The 13,038-nt window shown below is 34.2% G+C and carries 15 protein-coding genes and 13 tRNA genes; 17 read left to right on the top strand and 11 right to left on the bottom strand.

The features are described from left to right. Positions 1-146 precede the first annotated feature (146 nt). Positions 147-434, top strand: a complete 288-nt coding sequence (locus FYJ55_RS09105) for a hypothetical protein (RefSeq protein WP_154556557.1) — start codon at positions 147-149, stop codon at positions 432-434. A 10-nt stretch (positions 435-444) separates the two neighbouring features. Here FYJ55_RS09105 and asnA read toward each other — a convergent pair whose 3' ends face one another. Next, positions 445-1,452, bottom strand: coding sequence for an aspartate--ammonia ligase (asnA, locus tag FYJ55_RS09100; RefSeq protein ID WP_154556556.1), 1,008 nt, complete (start codon positions 1,450-1,452; stop codon positions 445-447). 78 nt (positions 1,453-1,530) lie between these two features. Here asnA and FYJ55_RS09095 point away from each other — a divergent pair, with 78 nt between their 5' ends. The 6 genes from FYJ55_RS09095 to FYJ55_RS09070 all read left to right on the top strand — a co-directional run bounded on the left by FYJ55_RS09095 (position 1,531) and on the right by FYJ55_RS09070 (position 7,251). Then, positions 1,531-2,316 carry a glycosyltransferase family 8 protein gene (locus FYJ55_RS09095; protein ID WP_154556555.1) on the top strand — a complete coding sequence of 262 codons (786 nt, stop codon included), beginning with the start codon at positions 1,531-1,533 and terminating at the stop codon, positions 2,314-2,316. Then, complete coding sequence (locus FYJ55_RS09090; RefSeq protein ID WP_154556554.1) at positions 2,313-3,671, top strand: sodium-dependent transporter; 1,359 nt, start codon at positions 2,313-2,315, stop codon at positions 3,669-3,671. The genes FYJ55_RS09095 and FYJ55_RS09090 overlap by 4 nt, the downstream gene beginning before the upstream one ends. A gap of 11 nt (positions 3,672-3,682) precedes the next feature. Beyond that, positions 3,683-4,624, top strand: coding sequence for an L-lactate dehydrogenase (locus FYJ55_RS09085; RefSeq protein WP_154556553.1), 942 nt, complete (start codon positions 3,683-3,685; stop codon positions 4,622-4,624). Positions 4,625-4,652: 28 nt separating this feature from the next. Then, on the top strand, positions 4,653-5,996 hold the full coding sequence (locus FYJ55_RS09080) for an MATE family efflux transporter (protein WP_456152222.1): 1,344 nt from the start codon (positions 4,653-4,655) through the stop codon (positions 5,994-5,996). Positions 5,997-6,047: 51 nt separating this feature from the next. Beyond that, positions 6,048-6,257, top strand: a complete 210-nt coding sequence (locus FYJ55_RS09075; protein WP_154556552.1) for a hypothetical protein — start codon at positions 6,048-6,050, stop codon at positions 6,255-6,257. Positions 6,258-6,357: 100 nt separating this feature from the next. Then, the gene (locus FYJ55_RS09070) at positions 6,358-7,251 is read left to right on the top strand and encodes an alpha/beta fold hydrolase (protein WP_154556558.1); all 894 of its coding nucleotides are present in this window, start codon (positions 6,358-6,360) and stop codon (positions 7,249-7,251) included. 52 nt (positions 7,252-7,303) lie between these two features. Here the strand turns inward: FYJ55_RS09070 and FYJ55_RS09065 are convergent. The 7 genes from FYJ55_RS09065 to FYJ55_RS09035 all read right to left on the bottom strand — a co-directional run bounded on the left by FYJ55_RS09065 (position 7,304) and on the right by FYJ55_RS09035 (position 9,553). Beyond that, positions 7,304-7,377: transfer RNA gene (locus FYJ55_RS09065), tRNA-Gly, on the bottom strand. Between the two features lie 9 nt (positions 7,378-7,386). Continuing rightward, a tRNA-Lys gene (locus tag FYJ55_RS09060) sits at positions 7,387-7,462 on the bottom strand. 5 nt (positions 7,463-7,467) lie between these two features. Further along, positions 7,468-7,543: transfer RNA gene (locus tag FYJ55_RS09055), tRNA-Thr, on the bottom strand. Between the two features lie 7 nt (positions 7,544-7,550). Then, positions 7,551-7,626, bottom strand: a tRNA-Val gene (locus tag FYJ55_RS09050). Positions 7,627-7,638: 12 nt separating this feature from the next. Further along, complete coding sequence (locus FYJ55_RS09045; protein ID WP_154556551.1) at positions 7,639-8,283, bottom strand: hypothetical protein; 645 nt, start codon at positions 8,281-8,283, stop codon at positions 7,639-7,641. Beyond that, positions 8,283-8,432 carry a hypothetical protein gene (locus FYJ55_RS09040; protein WP_154556550.1) on the bottom strand — a complete coding sequence of 50 codons (150 nt, stop codon included), beginning with the start codon at positions 8,430-8,432 and terminating at the stop codon, positions 8,283-8,285. Before FYJ55_RS09040 ends, FYJ55_RS09045 begins: the two co-directional genes overlap by 1 nt. A 152-nt stretch (positions 8,433-8,584) precedes the next feature. Continuing rightward, positions 8,585-9,553, bottom strand: coding sequence for a rod shape-determining protein (locus FYJ55_RS09035; RefSeq protein WP_154556549.1), 969 nt, complete (start codon positions 9,551-9,553; stop codon positions 8,585-8,587). Positions 9,554-9,632: 79 nt separating this feature from the next. On the opposite strand from FYJ55_RS09035, the gene FYJ55_RS09030 reads away from it, so the two are divergent. The 10 genes from FYJ55_RS09030 to FYJ55_RS08985 all read left to right on the top strand — a co-directional run bounded on the left by FYJ55_RS09030 (position 9,633) and on the right by FYJ55_RS08985 (position 10,949). Further along, positions 9,633-10,097 carry a hypothetical protein gene (locus tag FYJ55_RS09030; protein WP_154556548.1) on the top strand — a complete coding sequence of 155 codons (465 nt, stop codon included), beginning with the start codon at positions 9,633-9,635 and terminating at the stop codon, positions 10,095-10,097. Between the two features lie 39 nt (positions 10,098-10,136). Continuing rightward, positions 10,137-10,212: transfer RNA gene (locus FYJ55_RS09025), tRNA-Val, on the top strand. A 7-nt stretch (positions 10,213-10,219) separates the two neighbouring features. Beyond that, positions 10,220-10,303: transfer RNA gene (locus FYJ55_RS09020), tRNA-Tyr, on the top strand. A gap of 5 nt (positions 10,304-10,308) precedes the next feature. After that, a tRNA-Gln gene (locus FYJ55_RS09015) sits at positions 10,309-10,384 on the top strand. A 9-nt stretch (positions 10,385-10,393) separates the two neighbouring features. Further along, positions 10,394-10,467: transfer RNA gene (locus FYJ55_RS09010), tRNA-Gly, on the top strand. Between the two features lie 31 nt (positions 10,468-10,498). Continuing rightward, positions 10,499-10,574 (top strand) — tRNA-Val (locus tag FYJ55_RS09005). A 7-nt stretch (positions 10,575-10,581) separates the two neighbouring features. Further along, positions 10,582-10,657 (top strand) — tRNA-Thr (locus FYJ55_RS09000). Positions 10,658-10,662: 5 nt separating this feature from the next. Then, positions 10,663-10,738 (top strand) — tRNA-Lys (locus tag FYJ55_RS08995). Positions 10,739-10,747: 9 nt separating this feature from the next. Next, positions 10,748-10,821 (top strand) — tRNA-Gly (locus tag FYJ55_RS08990). Between the two features lie 44 nt (positions 10,822-10,865). Then, a tRNA-Tyr gene (locus FYJ55_RS08985) sits at positions 10,866-10,949 on the top strand. A 192-nt stretch (positions 10,950-11,141) separates the two neighbouring features. Here the strand turns inward: FYJ55_RS08985 and FYJ55_RS10855 are convergent. The 3 genes from FYJ55_RS10855 to FYJ55_RS08975 all read right to left on the bottom strand — a co-directional run bounded on the left by FYJ55_RS10855 (position 11,142) and on the right by FYJ55_RS08975 (position 12,796). After that, on the bottom strand, positions 11,142-11,312 hold the full coding sequence (locus FYJ55_RS10855; RefSeq protein WP_195836711.1) for a hypothetical protein: 171 nt from the start codon (positions 11,310-11,312) through the stop codon (positions 11,142-11,144). A 279-nt stretch (positions 11,313-11,591) separates the two neighbouring features. Beyond that, positions 11,592-11,981 carry a hypothetical protein gene (locus tag FYJ55_RS08980; protein ID WP_154556547.1) on the bottom strand — a complete coding sequence of 130 codons (390 nt, stop codon included), beginning with the start codon at positions 11,979-11,981 and terminating at the stop codon, positions 11,592-11,594. 11 nt (positions 11,982-11,992) lie between these two features. Further along, positions 11,993-12,796, bottom strand: a complete 804-nt coding sequence (locus FYJ55_RS08975; RefSeq protein WP_154459555.1) for an ExeA family protein — start codon at positions 12,794-12,796, stop codon at positions 11,993-11,995. Positions 12,797-13,038 lie beyond the last annotated feature (242 nt).

Here is a 13,038-nt window from a genome sequence, read left to right as displayed (position 1 = left end):
TTATCCTTTCAATTCAAGTATAACAAAAAACGCCCCAAAATACTTTGGAGCGAATTTTAAGCTGCCTAGCACATTACCCTATGTAATCTTATAGCGTATCTAGACCCCAACTATTTTTATATAGTCCCTTTTCTTTAGGAGTAAAAATGGAAAAATATTTTGATTTAGGTAGAGCGTATTACACATATTTAAAAAGCAGCACAAAGAAAGATCAATGTACTGTTAGTGTAATATGTGATGATATTGATATTAAACATAACATAATGGATGGCCTATTGTTTGCAGGTGCCTATATATATGATGGTTACCAAGAAAATACAGATGGATCTATCACTGTTTGTGACGGAAACATTTCAGTTTATGGATATAAATTGTCAGATTTAAAGTACGAGAATTATATATCCAATTCCAATGCTACAATAATAAAAAAGTAGGACAATTGTCCTACAAAATTTGAATATTATTTTTTAAGCATGCATCGACCATGTCTTCAGGCCATAAGCTTGCCTGGACTTCTCCGATGTGTGCTTTTTTTAGTAGAAGCATACATAGTCTGGATTGACCGATTCCTCCACCTAAAGTGTACGGTAATTCTTTATTTAGAATGGCTTTATGGAAAGGTAATTCACATCTTTCCAAGCAGTTTTCTTTTTTCAATTGTTCTAATAATGTATCTTCATCCACACGAATTCCCATAGAAGATATTTCTAGGGCACTTTGTAGTGGTTCATACCAGAATAGGATATCTCCATTTAGTGTCCAGTCATCATAGTCTGGAGCACGACCATCGTGTTTTTCATTGTTTGATAATTTATCACCAATTTGCATCACAAATACGCAACCATGTTCTTTTGTGATGGCGTTTTCTCTTTCTTTTACGTTCATATTTGGATACATATCTAATAGTTCCTGAGTTGTGATAAAGAAAATATCATCAGGTAAATGATTAACTGCCTGAGGGTATTTGTACCAAACTTCATGTTCCATATGCTTGATGACTTTAAAGATAGTACGTACATGTTCTACTAATGTTTCTTTTGTGCGTTCATTTTTAGAAATGATTTTTTCCCAGTCCCATTGATCGACATAAGCAGAATGAATGTTATCTAATTCTTCATCTTTACGAATGGCATTCATATTTGTATATAATCCTTCGTGCAATTTAAAGCCATATTTCTTTAAAGCCATACGTTTCCATTTTGCCAAAGAGTGCACAACTTCCATTTGTTCATCAGGAATTTCTTTCATGGTAAAAGATACGGGTTTTTCTGTACCATTTAAGTTATCGTTTAAACCAGAACTTTGTGTAACATATAAGGGTGCTGAAATTCTTGATAAATTTAATTCTTTACCAAATTCATATTGAAATGTATCACGGATATATTTAATAGCTTCTTGTGTCTCTCTAACAGTTAATACTGGATCGTAGTTTTCAGGTATAATAAGTTTCATATCATCATCTCCTCAATGTAAGTATTGTATCACAAAATATGAAAAGATTTTCAATTTATTTTGTGATAAAATCATTTTATGAACATTCTATTTTCAATTAACGCAAAATTCATAGATTTGACAAAGACATGTATACGTTCCATCATTCGGTTTGACAAAAATATTGATTTCTATATTTTGCATCATGATTTGAATCAAAAACACATGGATGATTTAAGATGTACTTTTTTGGAATGTACTTTTTATTTTATAGAAGTAAAGGAAGAAGAATTTAAGGAGTTTCCTATTTCGTCTCGATATCCTCTAGAAATTTACTATCGATTATTCGCTTCGGATTTGTTGCCTAAAACATTGGATCGAATTCTTTACTTGGATGTGGATATTGTTGTGATTCAAAGTTTAAGGGAATTGTATAACATGGATTTTGAAAGTAATCTTTATATCGCTTCGAGTCATGTAAATGAGTGTATGACGCATTTAAATGCGAAAAGATTAGGGCTAAAAGAAGATGTGCCATATATCAATACTGGGGTTTTATTGATGAATTTAGAATTATTGCGTAAACAATTAAATAAGCAAGATATTTTAAATTATGTGAATGCATATAAGAAAAATCTTGTACTTTTTGATCAAGATGTTTTGACGGCATTATATGGAGATAAGACAAAACTAGTAGATTATCGTAAATATAATTTGAGTGAGAGAATGATGAATTTCTATAATCTAAGAAATCCAAGAAGTAGGATAGATCTTGATTGGGTTAAAAAGAATAGTGTTATCATACATTATTGTGGAAGAATGAAACCTTGGAATGGTAAATATATAGGATGTTTAGATTGTTTTTATAGGGAGTTGAAAGAATGAGAGATCGGTTTTCAAATCGTTTAGGATTTATTTTAATTAGCGCAGGATGCGCAATAGGAATTGGTAATGTTTGGCGCTTTCCATATATTGTAGGACAATATGGAGGTGCTGCATTTGTCTTGATTTATTTGTTTTTTCTAGTCATATTAGGATTGCCAGTTATGGTTATGGAGTATTCTGTAGGACGTGCCAGTCAAAAAAGTGCAGCGCTTTCTTTTGATGTATTAGAGCCAAAGGGAACAAAGTGGCATTTTATGAAGTATGTGGCAATGGCAGGAAATTATATACTGATGATGTTTTATACTTCGGTTTGTGGATGGTTGTTTTATTATTTCTACAAAATGTTGATGGGTGATTTTAATGGATTAAATGTGGATCAAATTAATAATGAATTTGGTTTAATGTTGTCAAATCCCTTGGTTCAAGTAGGTATGATGTTTCTAGTTGTTTGTATTGGTTTTTTCATTTGTTCAAAAGGCTTGCAGAATGGTGTGGAAAAAGTATCAAAGTATATGATGTTGTGTTTATTGGTGTTGATGCTTGTGCTAGCTGTTCGTTCACTCATTTTGCCAGGGGCTATGGAGGGCGTAAAGTTTTACTTGTTGCCTGATTTTTCAAAGATGCAAAATGTATCGGATGTCGTATTTGCGGCCATGGGCCAAGCTTTCTTTACTTTGAGTTTAGGTATTGGTGCTATTGCGATATTTGGAAGTTACATTGATAAAAGTAAGAAGTTAACATCTGAGGCCGTTACGGTTGTGTGTTTAGATACATTTGTTGCATTGGTTGCAGGCTTTATTGTGATTCCTGCTTGTTTTGCGTATAATGTGGATCCTGGGCAAGGGCCTGGATTGATTTTCCAGACATTGCCTAATATCTTTGCGAATATGCAGTTTGGAAATATTTGGGGTGCTTTGTTCTTTTTGTTTTTGAGTTTTGCCGCATTAACTACAATTATTGCGGTATTTGAAAATATCATCACAATGACAATGGAATGGACAGGATGGTCTCATTCAAAAACAATCAAAGTAAGTTTTGTGCTTGTTTTTGTGTTATCTTTACCATGTGCATTAGGATTTAATGTATTGTCTTTTATTCAACCTTTAGGTGCTGGTTCAACTATTCAAGATTTAGAAGATTTTATTGTATCAAATAATCTATTGCCTTTGGGCTCACTTTGCTATGTATTGTTTTGTACATCTAAATATGGATGGGGATTTAAAAACTTTTTAAAGGAAGCCAATTGCGGAGAGGGAATTTCTTTTCCTAAACAAGTTGGTTTCTATGTTTCATATATCATTCCTGTTATTATTTTGGTAATATTTATACAGGGATATGTCTCTAAATTTTTGTAGGAGGAGCCATTATGATTAAAAAGAGAAAAGTAGTAATTGTTGGTGCAGGAAATGTAGGTGCAAGTACAGCTTTTTGCATGATCAATCAAGGGATTTGCGATGAAATTGTATTAATTGATATGAATACAGAAAGGGCTAAGGGTGAAACATTAGATATGATTCATAGTATTGCCTTTATGAATCGTAATATGGAAATTAAATTGGGAGATTATACAGACTGCAAAGATGCAGATGTTTTGGTTATTACCGCAAGTGCTCCAATGGGTAAGGAAAACGATCGTTTAGTGGCTTTAAAATCAAGCTCTAAGATTGTTACAAGTATTGTTTCGAGTGCTATAGAAAATGGATTTGATGGATTTATCGTAGTTGTTTCAAATCCAGTCGATATTATGACTTATGTGGCTTATAAGGTTTCTGCTTTACCAGCAAATCAAATCATTGGTTCAGGAACGTTATTAGATTCAGCTCGTTTACAATGTCATATTGCTGATTGTATTGATGTAGATCCAAAGAGTATTCATGCTTATGTTTTAGGTGAACATGGGGATAGTGAAATGATTCCATGGAGTACAGTTCGTGTGGGTGGTAAAGACATTTACCAAATCATTAAAGATAATCCAACACGCATGAATGAGGGGATGTTTGAAAGTATACATGAAGCGGTAAAGAAAGATGGTTGGGAAATCTTCAATCGTAAAGGCAATACATGTTATGGTATTGCCGCAAGTACAACACGTATTGTTCGTGCATTGATGTTTAATGAATCCGTAGTACTTCCTATTTCTACGTATTTAGATGGTCAATATGGACAAGATGGTGTATTCACAAGTGTACCGGCTGTTTTAGATGCGACAGGTGTCAAAGAGGTTGTTGAGATTGAAATGACAAAAGAAGAAAAAGAACAGTTTGATGCTTCTTGTAGTCATCTACAAAGTTTTTACAAGGAAGTTTAAGCTTCCTTTTCTTTTAGTAGTGTAGGAGGTGTTAGGGTTGGTACAAGGACAAAAGTTAATGACATCTGGATCGATTCCTAAGCAGATGGTTTTCTTTGCGTTACCTATATTATTAGGAAATTTATTTCAGCAATTATACAATACAGTGGATTCCTTAATTGTTGGAAACTTTTTGGGGAGTCAGGCACTTGCGGCGGTGAGTTCAAGTGGAAACATTATATTCTTGATGATTGGCTTCTTTAATGGGGTTGCGATTGGTGCAGGTGTAGTCATTTCGCGTTATTTTGGCGCAAGAGAAATAGAGCGTATGCAAAATGCGATTCATACAACGGTTGCGTTTGGGTTGATTGTAAGTTTTATTATGACACTTATTGGTGTTTTCTTTACACCTACATTGCTTCGTTGGATGGGAACTCCAGATAGTGTGATGGCAGCTTCGGTAACTTATTTTAAAATATATTTTTTAGGTTCTTTTGGTTCGATAATGTATAACTTTTTTGTAGGAATATTGCAAGCTGTAGGAGATAGTAAGCATTCGTTATATTATTTGATTGTATCAAGTGTAGTGAATATTGTCTTAGACTTATTCTTTATTGCGGTACTTAAGATGGGAGTTGGATCGGCTGCTTTAGCTACGATTATTTCGCAATATATTTCAGCAGGTCTTTGTCTCTATTTATTGTTGACGACAATGGGAACGCATCGTATTGTTCCTTCTAAAGTAAAAATTCATAAAGAACTTTTAGGTGAGATTTTGAAGTATGGTTTGCCAAGTGGATTTCAGAATTCAATTATTGGTCTAGCGAATGTTGTAGTTCAATCGAATATCAACTCTTTTGGCGATATGGCGATGGCTGGATGTGGAGCTTATTCTAAGATTGAAGGATTTGCGTTCTTGCCGATTACCAGCTTTACAATGGCGCTTACAACGTTTGTCGGACAGAATTTAGGGGCTCGCCAATATGATCGTGTTTTAAAGGGTGCTAAGTTTGGCATGATTTGTTCGATGACTTTGGCAGAAATTATTGGTGTAATCATCTTTGTTTTTTGTCCTCAGTTTGTTGCAGCCTTTGACGCAACACCTGAAGTTATTCATTTTGGTACTTTGCGTGGACAAACGAGTGCTTTCTTCTTTTGTTTATTAGCGTATTCACATTGTGTGTCGGCTATTTTAAGAGGGGCTGGAAAGTCAATGGTTCCAATGATTGTAATGATGGCTTGTTGGTGTTTTGTGCGTGTTACAGGTCTTACAATCATGGGGGCTTTAGTGCATAATATTTGGTGTGTATATTGGATTTATCCAATTACTTGGTCTTTATCAAGTATTACGTTCTTTATTTATTATCATAGGGTAGATTGGCTCCATGCATAAATTTGACAACTGGATTTAATAAGTGATAGACTTATATCGAGGTAGATAATTATGAAATCAATGTTAGAAGAATTAAAAGATGTAAAAATAAAAAAACACACAGTTACATCTATTGAATATGATTGCAAGACTGAAGAAAAAGAGGACGAAGTATTTGATCAGGTTCATAATATTGTCACAAATCATTTAGATGACTTCGCAAAAATCACTTTTGATGTGGAAGCGGATCACAAAGTAAAAGTAGAAATTAGTGAAAACTAGTTGGACCATTTTAAAAATGGTCTTTTTTTTGTTTTTGTATAGCTTTGATAATTATATATTTGATACAATGAGTACAAGAAAGATATGTGGGTACTATAATATGATAATTAAGAAAATAACATCAAAACAAGATGGGTTAAAATTAGAGATTGCGATTATGGAGTGCAAGAATCCCAAAGGAATCGTACAGTTTTCGCATGGCATGGCCGAGCATAAAGAGCGTTATTTTGACTTTATGCGATATTTAAATGATCGTGGTTATGTTTGTGTGATTCATGATCATAGAGGTCATGGAAGTAGCGTGAAATCAAAAAATGATTATGGATATTTCTACACTGAAAATGCGGATTATATTGTGGAGGATTTATTCCAGGTTACGGGATATGTACGTGAAATGTATCCTGGATTAGAGGTAACGTTATTTAGTCACAGTATGGGGACTTTAGTGGCCCGTTGTTACTTAAAGAAATATGATGCATATATTGATCAACTGATTTTGTGTGGTCCTCCTACTGAAAATTCGGGGGCAAGTCTAGGTTTGGCATTGGCAAAAATAATAAAGCCTTTCTATAAGGAGAAGAAAGGTAATGGTTTATTGAATAAGATGGCTTTTGCAGGATATGAACCGGGTAATCGTTGGTTGAGTAAATGTGTTGAGAATGTAGAGAAATATGAAGCGGATGAATTGTGTGGATTCCTATTTACAACGAATGGTTTTATTAACTTATTTCAATTGATGATCAAAGCTTTTGATAAAAAAGGATGGAATGTCACAAATGAAAACTTACATATATTTATGATTGCAGGTCAAGAAGATCCGGTCATTCAGGGTAAGGATAAATTTGAACAATTGAAACAATTTTTAATGGGTGTTGGATATAAGAATGTATTTAGTAAATTGTATCCGACTTTAAAACATGAAATCTTAAATGAAAAAGAGAATCAAATGATTTACGAGGATATATATGAATTTATAAAAAGTGCCAAGGATTAATCCTTGGCATTTTGGATACAAAAAAACTCGCGATTGCGAGTAGTTTTTTACATGGAGCAGGTGATGAGAATCGAACTCACGTAGTCAGCTTGGAAGGCTGAAGTTCTACCATTGAACTACACCTGCAAATATAAGTGGTGACCCGTGGGCGATTCGAACGCCCGACCCTTTGATTAAAAGTCAAATGCTCTACCAACTGAGCTAACGGGTCACAAGTGGTGCCGACTATAGGAATTGAACCCACAACCTACTGATTACAAGTCAGTTGCTCTACCAATTGAGCTAAGTCGGCATTTAAATGGTGGAGGTTAACGGACTCGAACCGCTGACCCTCTGCTTGTAAGGCAGATGCTCTCCCAACTGAGCTAAACCTCCGTAAGTGCCTATTTATAATATCACCGAGTTAAAATAAATGCAAGCACTTTTTGTAAAAATTATTTGAATTTTTATTTTACTAAGAATCAAGGCTAAAATAATAGACAAAATCACAATGATCAATGTTTCTTTTGTTCCTTTATATAGGACTACTACAAGGAATACATAGAGTAAAAAATTTAAAATGGTCATACTGGATATTGTGTTATCTGTATATGTGAAGCATGTGCTAAATAGTATGGCTAAAAGAATGGTTGAAAGAATCCATCCTTTCGTATTTTGTTGATTGGCTGACCATACTAAATAACTAAATATTGTCCAAATTAAAGTGAATAGTATCCATGTTAGAAACATATCTTTTGGCATTGTGTGTGCAAGTATCGTTGAGAATAGTGAATAACTTACAAAACAAACAATGTTAAATAAAGTTGTATTTAACATAGATGTTTTTTCAGAATGTGAACAAAGTGCGATAATGCAGTTTGTGAAGATCCATAATGGTAAGTTTGATAACAATTTGGTTGGATCAAAATATACGATAAATGGCTTAATAAATTCTATATTTACTGGTATAAAGGATACGAATCCGAATACTACAGCTATTAAGGAAATACAGATTGTAAATAGCCATGTGTTGTTGCGGCTTTTTCTTTTCATTATTTTTTAACCTTCTTTGAATAGATTGTTGCGATGGCTAAAAATAAGATACCTACATATAGGAATGTATAAGTCAAGTTATAGGCGAATATAAATAAGCAGATGGCTGCGATTAAATATAAGATTGATGATACGATATTTTTGTTCATAAATGTCCTCCTAATAGAACAAATTATATCACACAAAAAGAAAAACTCCCATTGGGAGCTTTTGAAACAGCATTAAGAGAAAAGGGAATGGGATATGAATAAGTGTTCTGTTGTTTACGGTTTAATGTTAAATGATTTTCCTTAAATTGAGCTTAATCTTCCATGCGGGACAAAAGAATCATTAATCCTGCAGAAACTGTATTGATTGGATCGTCTGTGACAAAGATTGGACATCCTATTGTGTTTTGTAGATAGGAAGGTAGTCCATTCAATAACATGGATCCACCACAACATATGATTCCGCGAGTTTTTACATCTTGCTGCATTGTGATTGGCAAGCTAGATAAAAATTGTAGAATCCAGTTGGCCCATTGTTGTACTAAGAGTGTTAGGATTCCAACTATTTGATTTTCGTTAATGATTGCGGATTTTAGTACATGACTATTTTGGTCCATGCCAACAACTTCGAGACTTTTTGGATTTTGCTGAATATTAACTTGTCCAATCTTACGCTTGATTTTTTCGACTTGTTTTGTTGATACATTGATGTTGTAGGAGTTAAATAGCCAGTTTTTAATGGCGATGTTGATTGTACTTCCAGATATGTTGCAACGAGATTTTTTGATCATCTTGCCGTTTTGGAAGATTGCGATATCACAGTTTGAAGAACCAATGTTTAATACACAGCTAGCAACGGGTAAAAATAAATCGAGTTTTGCACCAATAGCAGCAATCCAAATTTCTTGTTCAAAATAAACGCGGTAAGCACCTAAATCTTCAAGGTGTTCTTTCAATATGTCGCATGATTCTTTACTGAAACTAGTTGGATAGCTGACCAATAAAACAGTTTTTTGAAACATACGAAAGGCTTTGTGTTCATATAGTAGTTGTTCTAGGAGTATGTCTAGAACGTCAAAGTTAATTGGATTTTCACGTAAGGGAGATATTACTTTAATATTTGAATCCATGGATCCGATTAAATCCTTAGCGTCTTCACCAATGCCTAAAACATGATTTTGCCCATCAAGCGCAACCATGCATGGCTCATTATATAGTAGACCATCTTCTTGTGTACAAAGTCGGATGTAGTTTGTACCCAAATCAATTCCCATTTGAATCATGTAACCCCTCCTAATATATGCCTATATTTTACACCAGGTTAAATTGTGATACAATATGCATGCATTCCTACATATATAAATGAACAAAATTGAAAAAATCCAAATATCGAATATAAAGGATATATCGCTTTTGGTGGCGCTGGACTCTATTGAGTTAGAAAAAACTTTAGGCTATCATGATTTATTTTTGTTGTGGAGTCCAACGTTTCAAAAAGCAGGTATTCCTGTATATATTGTTTTTCCAGATGAGTCGGAACAATTGAAAGAGTATTGTCAGTACTATAATACATATATTCATTATGTTTCAGATCTTGAATTGATTAAACGATTGGATTGTATCCAAGAAAAGATTGTGTTTGGTAAAAAATATTCAGTGATTTTGTCAAAAATGTATGTTGTGCATAATGGAAATTTGCTTGAAGAACAAAAAAGAATAAATAATAAAACAATAAAAAAGCTTTATATAAAAGCTCTTGAATTAAAGTTTGAAAATTTTATAAAAAAAATTAAAAATTCCGTTGACATCCCAAATATCCTTTGGTAATATAAATGAGCGCAAACGAGTTTGCAATGAAAAAAACATGGAGGTTTAGCTCAGTTGGGAGAGCATCTGCCTTACAAGCAGAGGGTCAGCGGTTCGAGCCCGTTAACCTCCACCATGTTGATGGAGAAGTAGCGAAGTGGCTAAACGCGGCTGACTGTAACTCAGTTCCTTTTGGTTCGGCAGTTCGAATCTGTCCTTCTCCACCACTTATTGGGGTATAGCCAAGCGGTAAGGCACAGGACTTTGACTCCTGCATTTCCCTGGTTCGAATCCAGGTACCCCAGCCATTATTTGTTGCAGGTGTAGTTCAATGGTAGAACTTCAGCCTTCCAAGCTGACTACGTGAGTTCGATTCTCATCACCTGCTCCATTTATTTTAATCCCTTTGTATGGCAAGTTTTGGAGGTTTAGCTCAGTTGGGAGAGCATCTGCCTTACAAGCAGAGGGTCAGCGGTTCGAGTCCGTTAACCTCCACCATTTAAATGCCGACTTAGCTCAATTGGTAGAGCAACTGACTTGTAATCAGTAGGTTGTGGGTTCAATTCCTATAGTCGGCACCACTTGTGACCCGTTAGCTCAGTTGGTAGAGCATTTGACTTTTAATCAAAGGGTCGGGCGTTCGAATCGCCCACGGGTCACCACTTATATTTGCAGGTGTAGTTCAATGGTAGAACTTCAGCCTTCCAAGCTGACTACGTGAGTTCGATTCTCATCACCTGCTCCATTTTATTTATAACAATCTTCTGATTGTTCTTTTTTTTAAAAATTGGAGAAGTAGCGAAGTGGCTAAACGCGGCTGACTGTAACTCAGTTCCTTTTGGTTCGGCAGTTCGAATCTGTCCTTCTCCACCACTTGTTAATAACACAACTTAATAAAGTTGTGTTTTTTTATTAAGATTTTGGTTTCGGGACAGGAAAATATCGGTAATCCGCAATTAGATAGGGTCGACTAAAAGTTGGCTTCAAAAATTGTAGGGCCGAAAACCCTATGTGTGTTTAAAGGATTATTAACTAGGGAGCAGAGATTTCAATATCTCTGCTCTTTTATAATGGGTGATTTGAATGATTGAAATCAATGTATTCAGTTAACTTGTCATATAATTCTTCGAATCTTATGTCAATGTATCCTCGTAGTTCTTCAATTTCAAATTTCATTTCATTGTCTTGAAGATTTCTGAAGTATTCAATCAATTCAATAATGTCTTGTGCATCCATGATCATTTCTCCCTTGGTTCCAGGCTAAATGTAGTGTTTGGGTCGAGTACATACATTACGCGATTGCGGAAGCGAGACCAGTTGGTGTAGCCATTGGCGTTGTTCTTGATACACTTGATAATCTTGTTTCGATTCTCAATGATCGCATTATTGTTGATTACCAAATTAATTGCTAACACAGTATTCAAATTAAATTGTACACATAATTAGGTAACTTCAAATTGTTTATACATATATATTCATATTAAATGTGAAACCCCATCATAAAAAAATGGATACTCAATTTAGAATATCCATTTGGTGTTGATATAAATATTTTAAGGCGTATGAAATTGAGCAGGCGCTCTTTTCACATGGTAATTTCTTATAGATTTTTTGACTGTTTTTTTGTGTTTCGTGCAAATTATCAAGTTCAACTTGGAGTGAGTTCACAAAATATGATTCATCTTCACATTCCATGAATTCATTTATTTCAATTCCTAACAGCCATTTTAGATTGTCTTTTACTAAATGGCATAGATAAGTATGTTCTAAGTTAACGCTATCTTCAACAGTTACTTTAAAATCAACACTTCCTTCAAAATGCACTTCTTTTAATTCGGCAATTTCACATTTTCTTGATGCGAATCCTGTTTCATATATGATCATTTGGTTTGTTTCTAATATCATTCTATTGACCTCTAACTCAATTCATTGTCGTTTATGGCATCCATTACAGTTTCCATACTGATTATCATTTCCTGCTTCTGCTCACCAATCAATAAACTTTTATTACAGATTTGATTGATCATTCGAGGAATACCATTCGATGCGTTGATAATTGCGGTCAGTGCATTATTATCGAACACTTCCTGATGACATCCTACACCATCTAATTTTTCTTTTATATAACGTTTTGCCTCTTCTTCATTTAGATTTTCTAAATTGTGTGACATGATTATACGCTGCCTTAATGGTTCATGGCTTGATAAGCGCAGCTGATTGTTTAACTGTGGCAATCCAACCAGTAATACGACTGCATAATCTTTTGAATCCATTTCAAAATTGAACAGTATTTTTAAATCATTCAAGATCCCGCTTTTCATATAATTAGCTTCATCAAATATAAATACAGGTGTAATTCTTTTTTCACGTTTGTATTTTTCTATAATTGTCTGAATGGCTCGGAAATTGTCGACTTTTTTATAGTATGGTTCGATTCCAAGATTCAATGCCATCTGTCTGTAGAATTCTATAACAGTAACTGTAGACAGTGATATATATACTACCTTATAGGCGGCAGGATTCAATTCGTTTGCCCATTGTCTTACGCTTGTTGTCTTGCCTCGGCCTGCACCTCCTGTCAATACGCCAAAGCCTTTTGTCTGCAGAAGATAATTCAATCTGAATTTCACTTCTTTATATTCATTTGTTTCTACTAAAACATCTTTTCCATTTTTTATAAACGGATTGATTTCCAATCCATATCTTCCTGTATAATTCATTATTGTCCTCCCAGCTCACTAAGTTTCAGTTTATGTCGATGCATCGTTGCATTTTTATTTTTATCCAACAGTTGAATAGGTTCCAACTCTTTTGAAATAGAATCAACCACATATACTTTTTGGCTTAACTAGCAATTTGGTGACTTTGCTATAATTCTTCTTTTTATCACTTACACGAATAACCACTCGTTTTTCAAATCCTTTAAGCGAGTGATTTTATAGATGTTTTTCAATCTAAGTAG

This window comes from Holdemanella porci (assembly GCF_009696075.1).
Classification (GTDB): Bacteria; Bacillota_I; Bacilli_A; order Erysipelotrichales; family Erysipelotrichaceae; genus Holdemanella; species Holdemanella porci.
This window is presented reverse-complemented; position numbering and strand designations above follow the sequence as displayed.